Genomic DNA, 21,071 nt, shown 5'->3' on the forward strand with positions numbered 1-21,071 from the left:
GACCGCGTCGAAGGCCCCGGCCGTCTCGAAGGCGCGCAGGGTCGTTGCGGACACCGACGAGGACCCCCTGCCCGGCGCGATCGCCGGCGCGGTCGCGGAGGAACTCGCAGCCGCCGAGGGCGACATGGCCGCCGCGGGGGAGGCGTTGGCCCGCCGGGCGATCCCGGACGTGATGGAGCTCCTGCGCCTGTCCCGGGCGGGTTCGCGGTACGAGCACACGTGGTATCCGCCGTTGCCGGAGTTGCTGCGCAAGCGCAGCAAGGAGGAATCGGACGCGGTGTGGGAGGCCCGCCCCAAGTGGCGCAACAAGCACCTGCCGGCGGGGGATCACGAGGTCGTCGCGCTGGACATGAACGCCGCCTACCTGTCCGCACTCAAGGCCCACCTGCCCATCGGCCCCCTCGAACACCGCGCCGGCCCCGACCTGGACGACCACGAAGGCCCCCGCGGGCGCAAACGGCGCCGCGCCGGCATCTACCTGATCGACCCCCCGGCCTGGGACCACGACACCCTGCCCAACCCCCTCGGGGACCGGGACGAGCCGGGTCCGCTGTGGATCACCGACCCCACCCTGCGTCTCCTCCTGCGCTGCGCCTCGCCCGCGTACGGCAATCTGTGCGAGGAACCGCAGGTCCTGGAATCGTGGACGGCGGTGGCGACGGAGAACCTCCTGGAGCGGCTGCGGACCGCGTTGCGCGACGCCCGCGACACCGCGATCGCGGAGGGGGACGACGTCACCCTGGACTACGTGAAGCAGATGTACGCCAAACTCGTCTCCACCATGGGCGGGTCCAACTACAACCGGGAGATCAACCGCCCCGACTGGATGCACATCATCCGCTCCCAGGCCTTCTCCAACCTGTGGGTCAAGGCCTTCAAGGCCCACCAGGGCGGCCTGACCGTCGTACGGGTGATGGGCACCGACGAACTCCACCTCACCGGCAGAGACTGGCGCACCGTCTTCACCGAGGGCCGCGGCGTCGGCGACGTCAAGATCAAGGACACCTACATCCTCCAGACCAAGGAAAGGAGCTGAACGCCGCATGCCGTACCGCTCCCTGGAGCCCGGCAAATACGGGATGCGCGGCATGCGCGCCTCCGAACTCGCCGCGCAGCGCCTGGACGAACTCGCCGACGGCATCACCTCACCCGTCGACACCGAACGCGGCCTCGCCGCACGCCTTCGCTACCTCACCGCCTCTGGAGCCGGCTACACCGCCATGGACACCGCCGGGATCGCCATCACCCCCCGCACGCTCGCCGCGTGGCTCGCCGAGGACCAGACCCCCAACCGGGCGAACCTGCGCCGGATCGAGACCGCCTACCGGGACCTGCGCCGGCACAACGTGGTCCGCTCGCTGACCCGCCGCCTGAACAACAACGGTCGCGGCACCCGCGTGGAACTGCACCCGCACGACCAGTCCGGGGTGCGCGAGCCGCACCGCCGCGCGGGCGTGGCCGGGCATCGCAACGTCAACGTCCGTCGCTGGGACGCGATCGTGCGCGCCTGGGCGGCCGGGGACGAACAGAGGCTGGACGAGCTGTGGACCGACGAGGTCCTTGCCGATCTTGGTTCGGACTGGGGCGGCTACGAGTTCTCCGCAGGGGTCGGCTTCGCGGCCTGACCTGCAAGTTTTCCGGATCCCGGACTGCGAATCACCCGAACGACGGCTCTTCGTCGGATCGTTGGCCACATTCGAGACTTGCCGCTCGCAGCCCCGAACGCCATCCCCCGCAAGAGTGAACGGTGGGTCCGCGCTTCCGTCGACGGCCCCACCTTCACGGCGAACCTCGTACGGTCCCGGTGGGGATGTCACTCGTGTGGGTGGATCCCACGTACGCCACTGCGGGCGCGGTTAGGCTTCGACCATGGCCGCCTTCGGTTCCGCCTCCGATGCTCCCGATCACGACGATCACGATGATTTCGACCCGGCCGGGAGCGCCGGGGGTTCGCGGTTTCGGCGGTGGTTGGTCGGTGATCTCGACGATCCCGATCCGGGGTTCGAGGACTACGACCCGGCCTGGAGGACCCAGGGCACGCCGTTTCGGCGTTGGCTGGTCGACGGGCTCGCTGCGGCCGGCTCCACGCTCCCCGCCGAGGCCGCGTCCTCCTTCGCCCCCGCGAACCGCTACCGCGGCCTGAGCGACTCTCACGCGGAGTTGCTCGCGATCCTCACCGGCACCGGCGTCGAGCAGGTGCGCACCGCGCACAAGGCCGACCTCGAGGACTGGGCACGGGAACAGGAACTGCGGGACCACCCGGATCTCGCCGTCCTCGACGCGGACCTGGACCGCATCCGAGACCGCTCCTGACCCGGGTCTCGCCCGGCTGCGCAGGTCCTTCCGCGAGATCGTCTTCCCCTGGACCAGGGCCACTTCGCCCTCACCACCGCCACACACGGACGCTCCACCACCGACGGCGCCCGGTCCCGGGCGACTATCTCCACGTCGCCGAACGGGCGCGCGATCGCCGCACAGGGTGGGTTCGCGTCGGCTCGTCGACGAACTCGAAATCGGTGAACCGGCACGTCGCCGGCACGGCCGCTGCTGTACTGGTCGCCGGGCAACGACGCGGAGAGCGGGCGCGCAAACGATGATCGATTGGCAGAACCTGGCGTGGGTGGTGTGGCGGATCAACGTCGACGACCCGAACCGCCTGGCGGGCAAGGAGCCGGACCTGGCCGATCGCACCGAGCAGGCGATGACCGAGCTCGCCGCCACGTCGGGCTGCGTATACGAGAACTGCGTCGACTACGACTCCTCCGAGGACGGAGTCCCGTACTACGCCTGGTGGGTGCGGGTCCCGCAGGTCGAGCACGCCCGACACGGCACCGGCGGCATCCCGCTCGCCTTCGAACCGCTGCGCCGCCACCTGGCCGGCGAACTGCCCGCCGGCCTGGAGTGGGAGATCACCCCGGACCGGGAACAAACCGTCGACCACGCGGCGTCGAGCGACATGCGGGCCCTGTACGAGGACCTGATCGGCCCGTTCGAACGCGCTCTGATGCCGCTGCGCGTCGACGGGGCCCACGAACTCGACCCGCAGGCCAAGGTCTGGAAATGGGAGGAAAAGCTCCTTGTGGGCACGTTCGACCTGTGGCTGTGCGAGGACCGGGACTCGCCGCCACCGCACTCGTGGACGGTCGTGAGCGTCGGCCTGTGGACCGAGCCGCAACTCTTCGACGAGGAACCCGCGGCGACCATCGGCCACTTCGGATTCACCCCGCACCACCCCCTGCTGTTCCTGCCGAGGCCGCCCGCTCCGTCGACGTTCACCGCCCGGGTCCAGTCCGGCGCGGTCCCGACGATGGGCAAGTCCCGTACGAAAGGCGCCGACGCGATCGCAACGGCGCACCAGTGGACCGCGAACGACCCCACCGTCCTGGCGGAGCGCGTCGCCCGAGACCTGAAGGTCCTGATCCCGCATCTGCCCCGGCAATAGCACCGACGCCACCCGCGCCCCGCCGCCCGCCATTGATGTCCGAGACAACTCCTGGCGACCATGAACCTGTTGTCCGACCAACAGATCGAGAGCATCGCGGACCGGATCCGACGGGGGCGAGTCGGCCTGAACTCGTCCACGGGCGACCGGCCATCCCCTCCACCGGGTCGTCCGCGTGACGAACGGGGAAAGGCTCCGGCCGCGCGTTGGCGCGGTCGGAGCCTTTCCCGTCGACCTGCGCGAGGCACAGCCCGCACGGCACGCCACGAGGCGAGATGTGTGGACCCCACGAAGGGCACCCGCCCACCCTTACACCAACCCGGCCCCGGTGGGGGCGGTTCACCGGAACGAGACGAACGCGTCGCCGGACGAAGGCTCTCACCCCGATCCTTGGCATCATCGGGTGGCGGGAGCGGTGGTGTGGCCGGTTCGGTCGAGGAGTCGCCGAGGGCTCGCAGCGGTGTCGGCCCACGCGATCGAGTAGACGACAGGTTGCTCGGACCCCCCGGGACGCCACATGGGGTTGCATTCCGGGCCGGCGCGGGAAGAGTGTTGTCGATGTGTGGCTTCGATGCGCTGATTTCGTGGGCGCATACCACGCCGCAGAAAGGTTCCGGCGGTGCGCCTCGTCGGGGCAGGGAAGGATGGGCGTCGGATACCGGGGTGCCGCAGTTGTGTTCGGGGGGCGGATGGTTGCGCGGGTTCTGGCCGGTCGATACGAACTGGTGCGGTTCGTCGGTCGTGGCGGGATGGGGGAGGTGTGGGAGGGGCGGGACCGCGCGATCGAGCGCCGGGTCGCGATCAAGCTGCTGGTGCACGATGTCCGGGACACCTCCGGTGCGGCGCTGTTCCTCCGCGAAGCACGGGTGGCCGGAGGCCTGAACCATCCCGGAGTGGTCACCGTGTACGACCTTGGCCAGGACCCGGGCGAGGGAACACTGTTCCTGGTCATGGAGTTCCTCACCGGCCGTGACCTGGCGACCGTGCTGTCCAAGGACGGGCCGCCGCCGGTGGTCACCGCCGTCGACTGGGCAGCGCGCGCCGCCACGGCGCTGGCGGCCGCGCACGACGCGGGCGTGGTGCACCGCGACCTCAAGCCCGCCAACCTCATGCTCACCACGGCCGGCGACGTCAAGGTCCTCGACTTCGGCATCGCCCGATATGTCGAAAGCACCCACCACTCCAGCAAGGTCATGGGAACACTGGCCTACATGCCGCCCGAACGGTTCGACGAGCAGCCCGGCGACACCCGCTCGGACCTGTACTCCCTCGGCTGCGTCCTGCACGAACTGCTCACCGGCAACCCGCCGTTCGACGCCACGGGACCGGTCTCCATGATGAACGCCCACCTGCGCCGCGCACCGCGACCCCCCGGCGCCGTGCGCGCCGGCGTCCCGACCGGACTCGACGACCTCGTACTGGCCCTGTTGGCCAAGGACCCCGAACACCGCCCCGCCTCCGCCCTCGATGTCGCCAAGCGGCTGACCCGCCTCACCACACACCGCGCACCGGCCCCCGACAGGTCCGCAACCTCGGCCGACGGTCCTTCGCCCCAGTCCGCAACGACCAGGCGGAACCCCGGCCGACTGTCCGACCACACAGCGACGACACCCGCCGATCACAACCAGGGCATCCGACACCACCGAGGACCGACGTCCACAGTGCCCACGGTCACCTCCCCCCGCGTGGCGCCCGGCGCCACAGAGTTCGTCTACGAACTGCGCCGCACCCTCACGAAGGACACCACCGTCGCGTCCGTGAACGCGGTGGCATTCAGCCCGGACGGCCGCACCTTCGCCGCGGGCGACTCACAGGGGGATGTGCAACTCTGGGACCCGCTCACCGGCGAGCGACTGCATCTCCTGAACGGGACCAAATGCGTCCACGCCTTGGCGTTCCACCCCGACGGGCACACACTCGCCGCGAGCGACGGCGACGAAAGCGTCCGGCTGTGGGATCCGCACACGGGCACGCCACGCGGTCGACTCGCCGGATACACCAGGACCGTCAACTCCCTGGTGTTCAGCCCGGACGGCCGCATCCTCGTCATCGGCACCTACGGTGAGTGTCGCCTGTGGGACACACAGACGGGCAAGGCAATGCCCGACCTCTCCGGCCCCCTGGGCCGAACGGGCCTTTCCGCCGCCACGGGCCCGACAGCGCTCAGCCCGAACGGTCAAGTGCTCGCCACCCGGGACGCCAACGGGAGCGTATGCATCTGGGACCTCCACACCCGCAAACCACGCCGCCGCCGGCTCACCGGAGAAGACCGCGACAACCTGTCGCTCACCCGGCTGGCGTACAGCCCCGACGGCCGCCAACTCGCCGCCGTATGGTACCCAGGCCCCTCGAGTCACGGTCACGTCGTCCACGTCTGGGAGGCACACACCGGCAAACGACACCGCCGCCTCACCGGACACTTCCGCCCGATCACATCGCTGGCGTACAGCCCCGACGGCCACGTGCTGGCGTCCGGCGACGAAAACGGCGTGGTCATCATCCGCAACGCCCACACGGACGAACAACTGCTGACCATCGCCGACAAATCCGCGAGAGTCACAGCGCTGACCTTCAGCCCGGACGGCGGCACCCTCGCCGTCGGCCACCACGGAAAGGTCCACCTCTGGGCGACACACCCTTGAAGCGCGTTCGCCACCACGCACAACAAACCACAATGGCCGGCGCTACACCCAGCGCATCCCCAGCCCGGTCAGGGCCGCGACACGTTCCGTTGCCCAAGAGGCCTGTCGCTGTCGTGCGTTGGCGAGGGCAACACCCAACTTCACCCGGTGCACCTCACCGCCCACCTCGACGGTCTCGACGTGCTTGCGCGGCACGGTCAAATGCCCTTGCCGCGCGCGGAACGCCGCCGCCGCGGCCAGGGTCAACGCCCACCGGTCCACCGACACCGAGCGCCGCACCGGGACCTCGGCCACCTCGACGCCCACCTCGGCCAGCGCCTCCCGCTGCGCTGCCGACAGGCCAGCGCCGCTGCGCCGTTGCCGTTCCAGCCATGCCCCGACGTCCTCCCCGCCGACGGTGCGTCCGGGCACGAGTTCATCGAGGCTTCCACCCGCCTCGATGTGCAGTCGCACCGTCGCGAGTATGCGTTGCCAGTCCAGCGACCACCGCAGGGCGGGGTCCTCACGTCCGGTGGGGTTCCAGTCGGGATCGATCTCGGCCAGGCGCTCCCACCGCTGCGCCCAGCGCGCGGGGTTCTTGCGGGACTCCAACGGGCGGCGGCAGTTCGCGAGGAATTGCCCGACGGGGTAGTTGTTGACGGCGGCGTTCTTGGGCGCGGCCAAGTGTCCGTGGACGGCGTGGTACGCCCGGCACATGGCGAGTCCGTCCTCGAACGCGGCGTCGTCCGGGCTCCACACCATCCCCAGCGCCTCGAGCAGTTCGATCCGCCGCGCGCTGATCGTCCCCGCCGACCACGCCCTGCGCTGCTCGCTGATCCACGCCCCCACGGGATGACTGGTGCCGGTCTCGACATCGTAGTCGATCGCCTCCAACGGAACCCTCAGATCACCGTGCGCGGCGTGCCATCGTCGGGCGGCGAGGTAGCCGCGGCGCCAGTCCCGGCGTTCGGGGTCGATGACCCTGAGTTTGACGAAGTCGGCGAGGAGGGCGGGGTCGCGCTCGGTCATGAACCTCACGAGGAACCGCTCCTCGTCGTCCCCGGGTTCCTCGCCCATGTCCCCTTCGGAGTCCTCCTCGGCCGCCTCGCTCTCGTCGCCCCGCGTTCCCGGGGCCTCGTTGCCCTCGGCGTCGGTGTCCGTCGATGCCGTGAGTCGGAAGTGGCTGCCGCTGGGTGCGGGTGTGGCGAGCATGTCCAGGACGCGGCTGTCGTGCGCGGCGAGGGCGTGGAGCACGCGCACGAGGAAGTGGTAGGAGTCGGAGACGAGCATGTCGTCGGGTTGTTCCCCGGCGGCGAGGAACACGGGCACGATGATCGTCGCGATCCGACCCTCGTGGGGTTCCTGGCGCAGGACCCTCCCGATGGCCTGGACGATCTCGATCACACTCAGCTTGGGGTCCATGAACGCCACCGCATCGGCCCGCAGGTCGACGCCTTCGGCGAGGACACGCACGTTGGAGAGCACCGCCCGCCGCGTCACCATCCCACTCCGGTCGGGAACCTCGAAGAGTCCGGCTGGCTCCTGGTCGGTGTGCGCGGCGAAGTCACCCAGCACCCGCCGCCGGTGCTCGGTCTCGTGCTCACCGCACAGCCAGTCCGCCCACACCCCGGCCGGATACCGCTGAGGGTCGGTCTCGTGCAGCCGCTTGGCGACGTCGGGGAGGGTCTCCGCGCAGGCCTGGGCCTCGGCGGTCCGCGCATGGTAGGCGATGACGGTGTTCAGATCCTGGTCGGCGGCGACCCGCAGCACGGCGGTTTGCAGGGCGGCCAGGCGCGCGGCCCGGTATTCCTCGACCTCCTCCAGGGTGCGCCGGCCCGGGCCGCGGTTGAGGTCGAGCCCGCCGGCCGTGGCCAGGTTCTGGACGGTGGGGTCGGCGACGTCGACCACCACGATCCGAGGCCTCGCGAGCAGGCCCAGACGCACCCCCGCCGCGAGTTCCAGGCGGTGGACGGTGGGGCCGAAGATCTCCTCGTTCTCCATGGACGCGACCGCGTGGAACGGCAGCGGCGAGTGGACCGGGCGTCCACCGCGCACCCGGATCGGCCCGACGCCGCCCTCGTCGCCCTCGTCACCGTCGTCGTCCCGGCCGCCTTCGTCCTCGGCGAGGTTGTCGAGCCCGCCCGGGCCCACCGCGTCCGGGTCGTCCCACGCCGCGTCGTCGGCGAGGATCGGGGGCAGTTCGGCCTCTCCCTCGCCGGTGCCTTCGCTGTAGGTGCTGTTGGCGGGTGGTTCCCACACGCGTGGGGTCGCGGTCAGGTACAGGCGCCCCTGGGCCGGCAGGCGTCGGTCGTCGTGGACGGCTCCCCAGTCCTTCGCGAGCGATCCGCTGGTGCGGTGTCCCTCGTCGACGCACACGAGCCGCCACGGCTTCAACCGCAGCCCGTACACGCCCGTGTGGGCGTCCAGGATCGTGCCCAGCGACTGGTAGGTGGCATACACCGTCAACGGCCTGTCGCCCGCGGCCCACAACGCGAGTTGCGGGGGCGCTGGTGGTCGCCCGCACTCCGAAGCGGCCCAACGCCGCGTCGCCGCCGAGGGAACACACCGCCACCTGCGTCCCGCCCACCCGCCCGGCCCGCTGCCACGCCCGCACGGTCTGGACGAGGAGGTCGAGGGTGGGTACGAGGACCAGGACGCGGTCGTGCGCGGCGAGGGTCGCGGCGGTTGCGGCGGCGACCCACGTCTTGCCGGTGCCGCAGGCCATGACCGCGGTGGCCCGGCGTCCGCTGTACCGGGTGCTGCCAGCCGTTTCGGGGTCCGGGTTCTCCAGTTCGCGGACGATCGCGGCGAGGGCGTCGCGTTGGTGGGGGCGCAGTGCGGGCGTGGTGTTGCGTGCGGGACGGCGTGTGGAGGGGGTCGTGGGGTTCCGCATCGGTGACCTCTCCGCGTGTGCGAGCCGGGTGTTCGGGTCGGGGCGACGGGGCTGTCGGAATGGTAGGCGTTCGGCGACGTGCGTGCGCCGCGCGTCGAGCGTGCTCCGTCCCGGAGTGCCGGCGATCGTTCGCGCGGGAGGTCGTCGGGATCGGCGTGGGGTCGTTCCCCGTCGCGGGCTGGTGTCGGGGCCGAAGGCGCCTGCCTTCGGGGCTACGGGGTTCGGTCGGGGGCCAGTCGCCACGGGCCCGGGTACCGGGCGCCGCAGCGGGCGCAGTGCGCGAGGTAGAGCGCGGAGACCGGTCCCGGGGTCGTGGCGGGGCGGGCGCGCAGGCGCCGGCCCTCGACGACGGTGACCAGGTTTGTCCGCGGGGTCGGGCAGGTGCAGTCGGGCGGTGGTTGTCCGGCCGGGGGTGTGGTCATGCGGTGCCTGCGTCGTCCGGGGGGTCGTCGGGGGTGGTGGCGCGCCATTCGCGGGGCCTGCGGCCGACGGCGTGCTGCACGTCGGCGACGTCGGTGTGGTCGTAGGTGGTGCGGACGCCGGAGATGGACATGCCGCTGGCGTCGGCGAGGTCGGCGAGTCGGTAGGGGCGGGGCCGGGTGAATTCGCGGCCGTAGGCGACCAGGCGGCGGATCTCGGCCTCGGCCAGGTCGCGGCGCCACTTGGCGGCGGCGATCGCCGACAGCAACGGCTCGTTCTCGGCGTCCGCGTCCGAGGCGGCCTCGAGGTGGAGGACCGTCTCCTTGCGGGCCGCGTCGACGTCGTGGCGGACGTCGCTGTGGAACTCGGGATCGACGGCGCCCGGTTCGGGCATCGGGTGGAGGATCGCGGCAATGTCTTCGTACACACTCATGCTGTTCAGTCTGCGCAATGAATTGCGATGATCGCAACATATTTCGTTGAGTGAAATCAATCCCGGGGTTCGTCGGGCAGGACGCGATCGAGCGGATCCGCCCTTTTCGGGCCCGGCGGCGCCATCCCCCGGGCGTGGTCGCCGGCCGGTTGCGTGGATCGGCGGACGGGACCCTTGGGCACCGATCGAACGCGCCCACGGGTTGTGGCCGGACCCGAACCGGACTCGCCGGCCTACATGCGTTCTCGGTTCTCGCCTGCGCGTCCACCGACAACGACCTCCGGGAGGAGCCCCTGCTGTCCGATGCCGGGTGTCGGTGGGGCCGGCTATGCTCCGCTCCCGCCGGTCCGGGGCGGTGGCGCGGCTGCCCTCGCGAACGGTCGGGTGTGTGTGAGGGCGTGGAGGGTTGTCGTCGTGTCGGTGCGGGGGGTCGGGGGAGGGGTGCGGGATGGACGACGGTGTCGGCGCGAAGGCGTTGCACGACGCCCGGGTCGATGCGTTGCCGCGGGACTGGTCGGAGCGGTGGGAAGGGTCCGACAGGGACGTGCGCACCGTGGTGGCGGGGATGCCGGTGGAGGTGTGGGACGGTTTCGTGTACGACCGGGTGCCGTGGGGTCGGTTCGCTCACGCATACGGTTCGGGTGCGAACGTCCCGGACCTCCTGGAGCAGGTGCGTTCCGTCGAAGTCGTGACGGCGGAGCGGTCGCTCCGGTCGTTGTGGGGCTCGATCTGTCATCAGGGCTCGCGGGGTTCGGTGGCGCCGCTGGTGGTGCCGTTCCTGTTGCGGATCGCCGCGGATCGCTGCGCGCATCCCCGCGTGGGCGCGCTGTTCCTGGTCGCGATGGTGGCGCGCTGTGATTGTCAGGAGGATTCCCGCGCCGATCTGTTGCGGGTGGCCGATTCCGACGACGACCACGGACACTTCGATGTGGGCGGCTACTTCCAGAACTGGACCGTGGAGGCGGCGCGCGACGCGATCGCCGCGGACGCGCACCTTCCGATCGCGCTCCTTCACGACCCGGACCCCGATGTCCGGGTGGCGGCCGCGTACGCCCTGGCCGCGGCCTCGGGTCGGGCCGGGGAGATCTCCGCCGCCCTGCACGACCGCTTCCGGATCGAGGACCACGCGCGTGTACGCGCGAGCCTGGTCCTGGCGATCGCGCAGTCGGCCCGGGAACACCGACACGAGGACGCCGCCGTCTTCACCCGCGCCCTGTGGTCGGACCCCGCGCGCCCGGCCGAGGTCCGGGTGGGCGCCGCCCTGGGGTGGTTGTGTCTGGTCGAGGACCCCGTGCCCGACGACCTGCGCGCCGTCCTCGACGCGTGCGTCACCCCCGAACTCGACCGTGCGATGGCCTCGGTGCCCTGGCTGGGCCGGGTCGACCGCGACGGCGCCGGATCGACCCACATCCTGCGGCAGTTGCTCGATCCGGACCCGTTCCGCCGTTCGGTGGCCGACGGCCGCCTGTGGGCGGAGGCCGAGGGCTGCGCCGACGACCCGCCCTTTTGACGGCTCGGTGGCGGCTGCGGCGATCGGGCGCTTCGGCGGCGGTCCGCGTCGGTGTCTCGGCATTGCGGGAGGCGGGGAAGGAGCGGAATGCTTGCCGTCGTCTACTCGCCGGGTGGTTCGGCGACGGCCGTGGCCGTCAGGGTGATGGGTCCTGTGTCGGGGATCGGTTGTGGTGGCGAGGTGTCGACGGGTAGGGGTGCGGGGAGTCCTTCGCGCAGTCCGGCCGCGAGGAGTGCGCCGTGGACGACGAGGTCGTGGGGGAGGTCGAGGCCGAACACGGTCTCGGCCATGCGCAGTTCGCAACCCCGCGTCGGGGCGTCGTCGTCGGGGGGTGTGCCGTGCGGGGTGAGGAGCCCGGCGGCGATCATGTGGGGGAGGAGCCGGTCGGGGTCCGTGCCGAAGCGGTCCTCGGGAGCGTCTTCCTCGAAACCGCACACGACCTCGCCGTCCTCGGCGTGGATCAGGTACGCGACGGGGTTGCAGTCGCCGTACACGAGTACCGCCTCGGTGCCGGCGGAGACCGCGGCCAGGACACCGTCCTCGAATCCGCGGTTCCCGGTGGTTTCCACGGCGTACGCCCATCCGCGCGAGGTGCCGGCCCGGATGGTCTCGACGCCGGTGTCGAAGTAGGTCTCGGTGGCGTCGACGAGCCCCATCGGCGCGGCCGTCGCCGGATCGCAGCCCAGGCGGGTCAGCAACTCCAGGGGCTCCAGGCCCCGGGCGAACGTCACGCAGTAGTCGGATCCGAACTCGCGGGCCTCGCGCAGCCACGCGATACCGTCCCAGGCACCCATGCCCACACCGTAGGGCCGGTGTCCGACACCCGCCGCGCCACACACGTGGGGAAACGTGCCCGGCCCACTCGCGATCCGTGGGGCGGTGTCGGCGTTGTACGGCATCGGTGGACTCGACGGCCACCACGACGGCGTCCGCTTGGGCGACGCTCGCGTCCCGGACTCCCCGCGCACGTCGATGAAAGGGACGGGTACACCCCGGCCGCGGCGTTCCTGCCGCTCGGCTACCGGCTCGACTCCTGCGCCACGATCGCCGTGGAGGTGGACGGCGAGGCGGCGGGGCTGTCCCGGCGCGGTGTGCGTTCGGCTCAAGGACGGTTTCCCACCCCGGCGATCAACTCGTTGCAGAGTTCGCGTTTCCCGAGCCGGGCGGGGAACGCTCGTAGTCGATCAGCGAGGCCCCGTCCGGCCAGCCGGCCCCGCGTACCCCGCCGAACAACGATGCGGCGGCCACGTCGAACCCCGCGTACACGAATGTCACCCCGATGCGCTCGGTGAGGTCCTTCAGCAGGTCGGCCGGTGCGTTCACTCCCACCTCCCCGACGAACCGTCACGTGCGGGCCCACGGGCCGCCGGCCGTTCCTGCGGGCTCAGCGGCTGTCGCTTCGGTTCTCGATGCCCGGTGCCGGAAGGAGGTGATCGAGCGAGCGGTAGTCGTCGTGGGTTCTGTCAGCGGGCGGTGAGTTGAGGATTCCGATGTAGACGGGTCCGCGGGTGGTTCGCGTCTGCAGCGCGGTCCACTGGTCGAGGTCGTGTTCGGCGTACGCGCGGACCAGGACGGCGAGTCGAATCTCGTGGGCCGGGGTGAACCGGTTCTCCCGCGCACCGAGCGGGGGCAGCAGGTGGTCGATCGAGTGGAAAGAGTCGTCGGTCATGTCCGGGAGGAGTGTGCGGAACACCTCGACGTACACGTCCCCGTACTTCGTCCGGGCCCGCAACAGGGTCAGCTCGTCGAGGGCGTGTTCGGCGTACTCGTGCAACACAACAAGGAGTTGCCTTCGATCAGCATCGTCGAACCCGGTCATTGCCTCAGCGTACCGGTGCCCGTCCGGGAACCTCGCGAGGGCCGCTTTCCGCTCTCGGGCGCGCGACGCGCGATCCGCGCATCCCACGGATCGATACGCGTCGGGTCGAGTGCCACTCCAACCCAATGGCAATCCCCGCCCGCGCCTGCCCGTTCCCGTGTCGGGCGCACTGCCCCGGGACGTCCTCCGCGACGACCCGACCCCACTGCTCCCCAACGGCCCCGTCCGGATCGACCGGGGAACGTTCGAGTACACCCCTGGTCCGACTGCCGGGCGTTCGCGCCCCGTGGCTGCGCGAGATCCTTGCGAACCTCACGCACCACACGTCCGTCCGCCTCTTCCAGCGCCGGTAGGACCGACTCTCGGCAGCTGCCGACACGCGGTGCGAACGTAGCCAAGCCGACCCCATGCGTTCCGTTCGACGAACGCGCCGACCCGGTGTCGCGGACGACGCGGCGAATCGGGTCGCCGCCCACGTCCGCGATATGGAGGGACCCTTGACCGGCGCCCGGGTTCGACCGGTCCCGGCCGGGCGGGTGATCGGGTTCAGCCCGTCTTCTTGCGTGTTCGGGCCGCAGGGCCGTTCTTCCTCGTGCTGCCCGCGGTCTTGGACGCCGTGCGCTTCGCGGCCTTGGGGCGGTCCTTGGTGGCCGCCTCGACGCTGGCGGTGAGTGCGGACATCAGATCGACGACGTTCTCCGCGGTCGCGGTGCGTTCGGCGGCCTCGTCGGGGTGGGCGCCGGCGGCCTTGGCCTCGACCAGGGCGTCCAGTGCGCGTTGATAGTCGTCGTGTACATCAACAAGTTCGAAATCCTCGCTGAGCGTGTCCATCAGCGAGGCGGCCATCTTCAATTCCTGGGGGCGGATGGTGACCTTCTCCGTGGGGGCGATGCCCTCGGGGGCACGGAGTTCGTCCGGCCACAACATCGTCTGGAGGGTGAGGACCTCCCCTTGCACCCGGACCAACGCCAGGCTTTCGCGGGTGGACAGGGTGATCTTGGTGACGGCCGCCCGGCCCTGTCCGGCTAGGGCCTCGCGGATGAGGACGTAAGGCTTGGTCGCGGTGGGCCCGGCGGGCCCGAGAAAGTAGGGCTTGGACAGGGCGAGCGGGTCGATGTCGGCCTCGTCGACGAACGCGAGCACGTCGACGATCTTCTTGCTGGGCAGCGGCAACTCGGCCATGTCCTCGTCGGTGAGCACGACTTGGCGCCCGTCCGAGGACTCGTAGGCCTTGGCGATCTCGGCGTAGGGGACCTCCTCCCCATCCAGCTCGCACACCCTCCGGTATCGGATTCGGCCACCGTTCTCGGGGGGTTCTCGCACTGTGGTGTGACGTCGTGCCCCGCCTTCTCGTTGAGGCTGGGACGACCGTTCTCGGGTGGTGTGGCTCTGCGGTGGATCGTTGCGATCGATACGTGGAGGAGAGGCTGGAATGCGCGCGTTTCCTGTGGTGATGCCGTCGGGCACCCGGTATTGGACGGTGCTGGACGACGAGTTGGCGGTGGTGGGCGACGTCGATCGGTTTCTGCGTGAACTGCGGTTGGCTCGTGGCCGGGCAGAGACGACGACGAAGGCCTACGCGGAGGGCCTGTCGTTGTTCCTGGACTGGTGCGCGGCGACGGGTCGGGACTGGCGGACGGCGGCCCGGGACATGGGTTTGTTCATCGTGTGGTTGCGGTGGACACCGCGGGCGGGCGAGGTTCCGGTCGTGGTGGTGCCGGGTCCGGGTGGTGTGCCGGTGCGCGGGGAGAGTCGGATCAACCGGGTGCTGACCGCGGTGCGGATGTTCCTGTTGCACGCGGTGGTGAACAAGGCGGCCCCGGGGTGGGTGTTGGAGCAGGTCTACGAGCTCGGCGACGATCGGGACCTGCCGCTCCGGGCGCGGGGCGAGAGCGGCGGCATGCGGTATCGGCTGCGCGCTCGTCATCGGGTGAACGAGCCGCAGACGGGCGTGGATCGGGCCTCGGACGAAGAGGTCGTGGCGATGTTCCTGGCGTGCCGGTCGGCGCGGGACCGGCTGATCGTGTTGTTGCTCTCGCGGGTGGGTCTGCGTCGCGGGCAGGTGGCCGGGCTGCGGCGCCGGGACCCGCACGTGGTGATGGACGCGCGTGCGCTGGGTTGCGACGTCTCGGGGGCACACGTGCACGTGGTGCGCCGGGACAACGAGAACGGCGCGTGGTCGAAGTCGCGCAAGTCCCACGTGTTGCCGCTGGACTTCCTCGTGGTGCGTGCGTTCGACCAGTACGCCTTGGAGCGCCACGAACTGCTCGGTGCGGGCGGCAGCGACTTCCTCCTGGTGAACCTGTTCCGGCCGCCGGTGGGTTCGCCCGTGACGCCGGACGCGATCGGCGAGTTGACGGAGTCGCTGGCACGCCGGGCGGGTCTGGAGCGTCGTATCGCGCCGCACATGATGCGGCACGCCATGGCGAGCAACGTCGCCGACGCCGGTGGGAGCCTGGACGAGGTCCAGGCTCTCCTCGGGCACGAGCACCCGGAGTCCGCGCGGCCGTACCTGCATCCGTCGGCGTCCCGGTTGCGGGCCGCCGTCGAGCGCGTGCCGGTACCGCGCACCGTCGGCGCCGAAGGGGCCGGGCTGTGACCGCGACGCGTGTGATCCCGGCGCCCTCGGCGCGGCAGTGGGCCGACGATCCGATCGCGCGGGGACTGAAGGCCGAGTTCCTCGCGACCGTGTCCTGGGATCCCGTGAGCCGCAAGGTGACGTTTCCCCAGGAGCATCCCTTGCTGGGGTGGAAGAAGTGCCGGGTCCCGGGGTGCCTGGAGGGCGCGCCGGCGCGTGACCGGCTGTGTTGCTCGTGCCGCGGACGATGGCGCGCGGACGGGCGCCCCATCGAGGACTACCTGGCCGACACACGCAGGCGTTGGCGGCGTCTGTCCAAGCCGGAACCGTGCCGGGTCCGAGCGTGCGAACGCGTGTGGCGAAGCGCGGTCAAGCAGTTGTGCACCGCCCACGACCACCAACGCAAGAACGTGCTCGGCCTCGCCCTGGAGGACTTCCTCCGCCATCCCGCGGCCACACCGCTGCCCTCCTACGGGCCGTGCCTGGTCGTGGCCTGCGACAGGCAACGCCAGGGCATCCGGTCCTCGTACTGCCAGGCACACGGCAACCGTCTGGCGTTCGCGCGCACCCACACTCCGGACATCGACGAGGAACGCTGGCGGCGCACGACACAACCGGTGAGCGAGGGCAACGTGATCGGCCTCCTGGGAATGCCCGACCGCGTCGTCGCCGAGCTGCTGTTCGGACTCCAGGAACGCACCCGCCTGGGCTACCGCACCCGCCACTACCAGTTCCACCCCCTGGTCCTCCTCCTGCGCAACGGCGAATACCCCTCCTTGCACGACGTCGACCCCACACCTACACAGCGCGGAGTCCGGGGCCTGTTGAGCTCGCTGGTGGCGGCGGCGACCGGCGTGACACTTTCCGCCGAGGTCGAATGCCACAAGGACGTGTGGGACGGGAGGGCCTTCGGCGTCCCCGGACGACTGCACTTCGGCCACATCCACCAACCCTGGCTGCGCGAGGCCGCGAAACGCTGGGCCGCGGACGACCTTCCCCAACGCCGCGGCGCCAGGCCCGCAAGCCCGGTCCAGGACGTCATCAACGCACTCGCGCGACTGTCGCAGAGCCTGCGATCACAGCGCGAGGACCACGGCCTGGACCCGCGTCACCTCGGGGCGCAGGACGTGAGCGCGTTCTGCAACCAACTCGCCCACCTCCAAGACCACAAGGAGATCACCGCGCGCACACGCCTGACGGTCTGCCGCGGCGTGCGCAACGCCCTGACGCGTATGCGCTCCTTGGGCCTGAACCGCGAGGGTGAGCCGCTGCACGGGCTGTCCGACGACTTCGCCCTCACCGAGAGCCACATCCCCGACGATCCCGAGGACACCGAGACGGGCAAGGACCTCCCCGTCGAGGTCATGCGCGCCCTCGTGGCCCAGTTGGGACGCCTGGACGATCTGGCGACGAGCGAGGTCCGCACCGCGATCGAACTCGTCATCGACACCGGACGCCGTCCCGGGGAGATCTGCGCACTGCCCTGGGACTGCCTCGAACGCGACGGCGATGGCCATCCCGTGCTGATCTACTCCAACCTCAAGGGCAATCGACACCGGCGTCGCCTGCCGATCGCCGACGCCACGGCCCGTCTGATCGTCGGCCAACAGGAACGCGTACGCGCACGCTTCCCCACCACCCCAAGTCACGAACTCGCCCTGTTGCCCGGCAAGATCGCCTGCCTCGAAGGACGCAAATGCGTGTCCGCGGGATGGGTGAGCGAGGTGCACCGTATGTGGATCGACACCCTGGACCCCATCCACGTCCCGGTCACCGCCCGCGCGGGCGAGCCTCGCACGACGGTGCCGTTCGACGCGCGCAGGATGTTCCTCTACGCCTACCGACACTCCTACGCCCAGCGTCATGCCGACGCGGGCGTGCCCGTCGACGTCCTGCGCGAACTGATGGACCACCGACAGATGAGCACCACCCAGGCGTACTACCGCGTCGGCGAGAGCCGCCGCCGCGAGGCCGTCGAACGGGTTACCGCGATGCAGTTCGACCGGCACGGCACTCGCGTGTGGCGCACGGCCCAGGCCCTGCTGGACTCCGAGCACACCCGTCGCGCCATGGGCGAGGTCACGGCGCCCTACGGGGTCTGCACCGAACCCTCGAACGTCGCCACAGGCGGACACGACTGCCCCGTGAGGTTCCGTTGTGTGGGCTGCGGCCACTTCCGCACCGACATCTCCTACCTGCCCGACCTGGAGGCATACCTGGCCGACCTCCTGCGCAACCGTGAGCGGTTGGCGGCCTTCGTCCAAGCGGACGGCTGGGCGAAGGCCGAGGCGATGCCCTCGGACGAGGAGATCACCCGCGTTCGCCGTCTGGTCCGCCGCCTCAAGGAGGACCTGGACGAACTCACCGACGATGATCGAACGCAGATCCGGGAGGCTGTCACCGTGGTCCGTCGGACCCGCCAGGTCGTCTCGCTCGGCCTGCCCCGCATCCGTCAGCCCCTGCCCGACATTCGCCCTGACAGGATCGCATGAACAGCACCATGATCGATGGGCGGCGAGCCGACTCTGCCCGGCGGCGCGAACGCGTACTCAAGGCCATCGACGCCGTGCTCCGGACGGGCGAGGACATTACCGTCTCCTCGCTCGCCCGCGCGGCACGAGTGGATCGTACTTTCCTCTATCGCCACCGTGACCTGCTAGAACGCGTCCACGCCGCCGCCAATACCCCCGTCGAGGAGGGCCGGATTGCAGCGGTCAGCCGGGCCTCGCTCCAAACCGACCTGGCGAACGCGCTGGAATGCAATAAGCGCCTCGCGGCACGGGTCCGACAGCTGGAGAACCGCCTATCGTCCCAGCTTGGCGACAGAGTCTGGGCGGAGTCCGGCCTCGGAGCGCCAGCCGACATCGACCAGCTCCAGCGACGCATCACATTGCTTGAACAAGACCTCGTCGACACCAAGGGCAAGGTGGACGAACGCACAGAGGAACTTGAGGCTGCCCGCGCAGCCAACCGGGAACTGACGCGCGCTCTCAATTCGTCAGGGCCCGGATAGCCAGTTCGCGCGCTCGGTGGAGGTGGCCAGCTCGGTTACCTCTGCCGAGCGGTTGCCTTCTTGGCGGTGGTCTTCTTTGCCGATGGCGTCTTCTTCGCGCTGGTTTTCTTCTCCGTGGTCTTCTTCACGAGGCCTTTCTTTGCCGGTGCCGCCCTTTTTCCGGTGGTCCTCTTCGCCGCTGCGTCTTCTGCGCTGGTCTTTTTTGCCGTGGTCTTCTTCGCAGGGCTTTTCTTTGCCGGTGCCGCCATTTTTCCGGTGGTCCTCTTCGCCGCCGGCTTCTTCTCGGTGGTCTTCTTTGCCGGTGCCGCCTTCTTCCCGGAGCTTGTCTTCTTGGCGGCCGCCTTAGCCAGCGTCTTTTCAGCGGTCACCATTTCCTTCTTTCGCGGGATCGCAGAAGATGGTGCCCTGACAAGTCGGTCCGGAGCATCCGAACTCGGGGCGCTGACTGACTGTCCTACCATCGAACTGGGGCGGAGTCCCCGAGAGGCGCGTTCCAGTGCAGCGGAGACAGTCCCTACGATCCACTTTGCCAGTTCATCTTCGAACACCTCTTGCTCAATGGTTCGGGAGTATCTGTCCGAAGAGGACCAAATAGGCTGGTGTTCGTCGTCGAGCCAAGCTCGGCTTCCTACGGTGACCCTAAACTCTCGCGCGAGGTCTTCCTTGCCGAGCATTCTTACGTCGTCGGGCCTCAAGGTCAGCGATGCCTCTACTCTACCGATCGGGTCACTCTCGTAGACCACCCAGACGGCCTGCATGCCGTCCCACACGCGCACGGGCCTTTTCGGCGTCTCTGATCTCGTTTCAGCGGCTTTAGCAACCGCACCAGACACCACCTTCGCGATTTCCTCATAGAGTGACTGCATTACTGACTCCTCGGGTGGAGCACCCAGTCCCAGGGAGCATCGCTGCAGGAGCGCATCTCCGCAACGTGCAGAATACTCTCAAGAGGAACACGCTCGGGACATAGGAATTCGATGGCACCCCCCGGCCAAAGATCCCTGGCGACATCCAGTTGAGATGGAACGGCAAGCGCCGGGCCGTACCATTCATCGATCGAGACTGGGTCTACGACCACCACCACATCGACCGGAGCCTGCAGTCCAATCGCAGACAGAGAAGCGCAAGCCGAGTAGGGAGTGGGAGTGAAGTAGCATCCACCGAAAAGGCCATCCCTTTCAATGGCCGCTCTAAATTCATGCCTCGTATAGTGAAGCAAGGTCTTATATTTTTTGGCGATTTCTCTACCTGAAATCGCGTCGCCGCCGTCCGACTTGATCCATGCGGCCCCCCGAGGTTCGATGCCCCATTGACTTCGATTCGCGTCGACCCAGTCCGCGAGAGAATCCGCTCTAAAGGACTCGGGGAAACGCCCCGGAGTGCTATGCAAAATCGGAACCGCCATCACCGTCCGCCTTACGCCGTGGTCCGTGCAACCCGCCGATTCATGAACCCATCGTCGGCGCTACATACAGGATGGCAACTGGAAGGAGGCTTCCCCTGGCCCAGACGATCACCCTGCGGCAGTGCGTCAGCGAGGTCAACCGGGGTCGGACATCGGAGAACCGCGGAAGAGCCGCCGGTCGCGACGCTCCTGAAGTCCGAACAGTCTTCCGCATGAGGTCACTCAAATTGGGGATAGCACCACGGGTGTAGCGATGGCTAGCCTCAGCTCAGCCAGCGCTGAGCTGCATCAACACGAGACCATGACCGCAGCAAAAGCTTGCGCCCCCAGAGAACCGCCGTCGCTCTCGTGGACCTGGTGCGCCGCGGAGCGACTCTCCGAAACGGTTGCGGGATACAACTCGACCGGGATGCTCACCAACCCGAACGAGATGGATCCCTTCCACGTCGCCCGCATACACACTCCTTGCCAAATGACACCAAATAACCGATTTCGATCGTATGGGATCAATGTGGTGGTGGCCAGGAACGCTTCGTCACCGACCGACTTCGATCGCCACGGCATTCGGGCGGCCGCGCCGTCGCGCGCGGCAGCGTCTGCCGTCGCCCCTTCGGCCTTCGGGCCGCAGGCGAGGCTCGCCGCTGTTCGAGCTCCACGCGAGGGGTGCAGCTTCCCCCGAGCACGTTGTCGTCCGCACCGGAGCGGGTCGGCGACATCGGCCATGGGCCGTTGCTGTGGTCCGCGCGCCCGATACGGCCCCGGGCGAACGCCCTGCCCGACACGTTCCGAACGCTCCGGTGGGTCGAACGGTCGGCGGATACGAGGATCGGGGCGGGGGGGCCCCCCCCGCCCCCCCCCCCCCCGGGCCCCCGGGCCGGGCGCCCCGCGGGCCCCCCCCCCCCCGGGGGGGGCCCAGGGGGGGGCGGGGCGCGCCGGG

The 21,071-nt window shown here is 69.8% G+C and carries 16 protein-coding genes and 2 pseudogenes; 9 read left to right on the plus strand and 9 right to left on the minus strand.

What is annotated here, in order from left to right:
• The 5 genes and pseudogenes from ABZS54_RS34200 to ABZS54_RS34220 all read left to right on the plus strand — a co-directional run.
• Positions 1–1,036, plus strand: a pseudogene (locus tag ABZS54_RS34200) (hypothetical protein); the annotation flags it as partial.
• 7 nt (positions 1,037–1,043) lie between these two features.
• The gene (locus ABZS54_RS34205) at positions 1,044–1,625 is read left to right on the plus strand and encodes a transcriptional regulator (protein ID WP_355545147.1); all 582 of its coding nucleotides are present in this window, start codon (positions 1,044–1,046) and stop codon (positions 1,623–1,625) included.
• 244 nt (positions 1,626–1,869) lie between these two features.
• Positions 1,870–2,313, plus strand: a complete 444-nt coding sequence (locus tag ABZS54_RS34210; protein WP_355545150.1) for a hypothetical protein — start codon at positions 1,870–1,872, stop codon at positions 2,311–2,313.
• Positions 2,314–2,593: 280 nt separating this feature from the next.
• Positions 2,594–3,442: a hypothetical protein gene (locus ABZS54_RS34215; RefSeq protein ID WP_355545153.1), complete on the plus strand. Its 849-nt coding sequence runs from the start codon at positions 2,594–2,596 to the stop codon at positions 3,440–3,442.
• Between the two features lie 689 nt (positions 3,443–4,131).
• Entirely contained in the window at positions 4,132–6,084 is a 1,953-nt protein-coding gene (locus tag ABZS54_RS34220) for a serine/threonine-protein kinase (protein WP_355545156.1), read from the plus strand.
• 42 nt (positions 6,085–6,126) lie between these two features.
• Here the strand turns inward: ABZS54_RS34220 and ABZS54_RS34225 are convergent, their stop codons facing one another.
• The 4 genes and pseudogenes from ABZS54_RS34225 to ABZS54_RS34240 form a co-directional block, all read right to left on the minus strand.
• Positions 6,127–8,523, minus strand: a complete 2,397-nt coding sequence (locus ABZS54_RS34225; RefSeq protein WP_355545159.1) for a Helicase associated domain protein — start codon at positions 8,521–8,523, stop codon at positions 6,127–6,129.
• A gap of 142 nt (positions 8,524–8,665) precedes the next feature.
• Positions 8,666–8,956, minus strand: a pseudogene (locus ABZS54_RS34230) (DEAD/DEAH box helicase family protein); the annotation flags it as partial.
• 212 nt (positions 8,957–9,168) lie between these two features.
• Complete coding sequence (locus tag ABZS54_RS34235) at positions 9,169–9,378, minus strand: hypothetical protein (protein WP_355545162.1); 210 nt, start codon at positions 9,376–9,378, stop codon at positions 9,169–9,171.
• Positions 9,375–9,809 carry a hypothetical protein gene (locus ABZS54_RS34240; RefSeq protein ID WP_355545165.1) on the minus strand — a complete coding sequence of 145 codons (435 nt, stop codon included), beginning with the start codon at positions 9,807–9,809 and terminating at the stop codon, positions 9,375–9,377. The genes ABZS54_RS34235 and ABZS54_RS34240 overlap by 4 nt, the downstream gene beginning before the upstream one ends.
• A 448-nt stretch (positions 9,810–10,257) precedes the next feature.
• Here ABZS54_RS34240 and ABZS54_RS34245 point away from each other — a divergent pair, with 448 nt between their 5' ends.
• Positions 10,258–11,319, plus strand: coding sequence for a hypothetical protein (locus tag ABZS54_RS34245; protein ID WP_355545168.1), 1,062 nt, complete (start codon positions 10,258–10,260; stop codon positions 11,317–11,319).
• 101 nt (positions 11,320–11,420) lie between these two features.
• Here the strand turns inward: ABZS54_RS34245 and ABZS54_RS34250 are convergent, their stop codons facing one another.
• The 4 genes from ABZS54_RS34250 to ABZS54_RS34265 all read right to left on the minus strand — a co-directional run bounded on the left by ABZS54_RS34250 (position 11,421) and on the right by ABZS54_RS34265 (position 14,605).
• Positions 11,421–12,113: a DUF6461 domain-containing protein gene (locus ABZS54_RS34250; protein ID WP_355545171.1), complete on the minus strand. Its 693-nt coding sequence runs from the start codon at positions 12,111–12,113 to the stop codon at positions 11,421–11,423.
• 334 nt (positions 12,114–12,447) lie between these two features.
• Complete coding sequence (locus tag ABZS54_RS34255) at positions 12,448–12,642, minus strand: hypothetical protein (protein ID WP_355545174.1); 195 nt, start codon at positions 12,640–12,642, stop codon at positions 12,448–12,450.
• A gap of 61 nt (positions 12,643–12,703) precedes the next feature.
• Positions 12,704–13,138 (minus strand): hypothetical protein, encoded by a 435-nt coding sequence (locus tag ABZS54_RS34260; protein ID WP_355545177.1) that lies wholly within the window; start codon positions 13,136–13,138, stop codon positions 12,704–12,706.
• 546 nt (positions 13,139–13,684) lie between these two features.
• Positions 13,685–14,605, minus strand: coding sequence for a Ku protein (locus tag ABZS54_RS34265; protein WP_355545180.1), 921 nt, complete (start codon positions 14,603–14,605; stop codon positions 13,685–13,687).
• Between ABZS54_RS34265 and ABZS54_RS34270 the strand changes: the two genes are divergently transcribed.
• The 3 genes from ABZS54_RS34270 to ABZS54_RS34280 are packed head-to-tail and all read left to right on the plus strand — an operon-like array spanning position 14,571 to position 18,729.
• On the plus strand, positions 14,571–15,737 hold the full coding sequence (locus tag ABZS54_RS34270) for a tyrosine-type recombinase/integrase (RefSeq protein WP_355545182.1): 1,167 nt from the start codon (positions 14,571–14,573) through the stop codon (positions 15,735–15,737). The two genes, ABZS54_RS34265 and ABZS54_RS34270, sit on opposite strands and share 35 nt — an antisense overlap.
• Positions 15,734–18,208 carry a site-specific integrase gene (locus ABZS54_RS34275; RefSeq protein ID WP_355545184.1) on the plus strand — a complete coding sequence of 825 codons (2,475 nt, stop codon included), beginning with the start codon at positions 15,734–15,736 and terminating at the stop codon, positions 18,206–18,208. The genes ABZS54_RS34270 and ABZS54_RS34275 overlap by 4 nt, the downstream gene beginning before the upstream one ends.
• Positions 18,205–18,729 (plus strand): DUF6262 family protein, encoded by a 525-nt coding sequence (locus tag ABZS54_RS34280; protein ID WP_355545186.1) that lies wholly within the window; start codon positions 18,205–18,207, stop codon positions 18,727–18,729. The genes ABZS54_RS34275 and ABZS54_RS34280 overlap by 4 nt, the downstream gene beginning before the upstream one ends.
• A gap of 35 nt (positions 18,730–18,764) precedes the next feature.
• Here the strand turns inward: ABZS54_RS34280 and ABZS54_RS34285 are convergent, their stop codons facing one another.
• On the minus strand, positions 18,765–19,595 hold the full coding sequence (locus tag ABZS54_RS34285) for a hypothetical protein (RefSeq protein WP_355545189.1): 831 nt from the start codon (positions 19,593–19,595) through the stop codon (positions 18,765–18,767).
• Between the last annotated feature and the right edge of the window lie 1,476 nt (positions 19,596–21,071).

The organism is Embleya sp. NPDC005575 (assembly GCF_040605455.1).
Lineage (GTDB): Bacteria > Actinomycetota > Actinomycetes > Streptomycetales > Streptomycetaceae > Embleya.

What these genes read in the sequence shown, in the direction of transcription:
- ABZS54_RS34240 (WP_355545165.1), bottom strand. Translation starts at nt 9,809, where the DNA reads ATGAGTGTGTACGAAGACATTGCCGCGATCCTCCACCCGATGCCCGAA.
- ABZS54_RS34205 (WP_355545147.1), top strand. Translation starts at nt 1,044, where the DNA reads ATGCCGTACCGCTCCCTGGAGCCCGGCAAATACGGGATGCGCGGCATG.
- ABZS54_RS34250 (WP_355545171.1), bottom strand. Translation starts at nt 12,113, where the DNA reads ATGGGTGCCTGGGACGGTATCGCGTGGCTGCGCGAGGCCCGCGAGTTC.
- ABZS54_RS34260 (WP_355545177.1), bottom strand. Translation starts at nt 13,138, where the DNA reads ATGACCGGGTTCGACGATGCTGATCGAAGGCAACTCCTTGTTGTGTTG.
- ABZS54_RS34270 (WP_355545182.1), top strand. Translation starts at nt 14,571, where the DNA reads ATGCGCGCGTTTCCTGTGGTGATGCCGTCGGGCACCCGGTATTGGACG.
- ABZS54_RS34235 (WP_355545162.1), bottom strand. Translation starts at nt 9,378, where the DNA reads ATGACCACACCCCCGGCCGGACAACCACCGCCCGACTGCACCTGCCCG.
- ABZS54_RS34245 (WP_355545168.1), top strand. Translation starts at nt 10,258, where the DNA reads ATGGACGACGGTGTCGGCGCGAAGGCGTTGCACGACGCCCGGGTCGAT.
- ABZS54_RS34220 (WP_355545156.1), top strand. Translation starts at nt 4,132, where the DNA reads ATGGTTGCGCGGGTTCTGGCCGGTCGATACGAACTGGTGCGGTTCGTC.
- ABZS54_RS34280 (WP_355545186.1), top strand. Translation starts at nt 18,205, where the DNA reads ATGAACAGCACCATGATCGATGGGCGGCGAGCCGACTCTGCCCGGCGG.
- ABZS54_RS34215 (WP_355545153.1), top strand. Translation starts at nt 2,594, where the DNA reads ATGATCGATTGGCAGAACCTGGCGTGGGTGGTGTGGCGGATCAACGTC.
- ABZS54_RS34285 (WP_355545189.1), bottom strand. Translation starts at nt 19,595, where the DNA reads ATGCAGTCACTCTATGAGGAAATCGCGAAGGTGGTGTCTGGTGCGGTT.
- ABZS54_RS34210 (WP_355545150.1), top strand. Translation starts at nt 1,870, where the DNA reads ATGGCCGCCTTCGGTTCCGCCTCCGATGCTCCCGATCACGACGATCAC.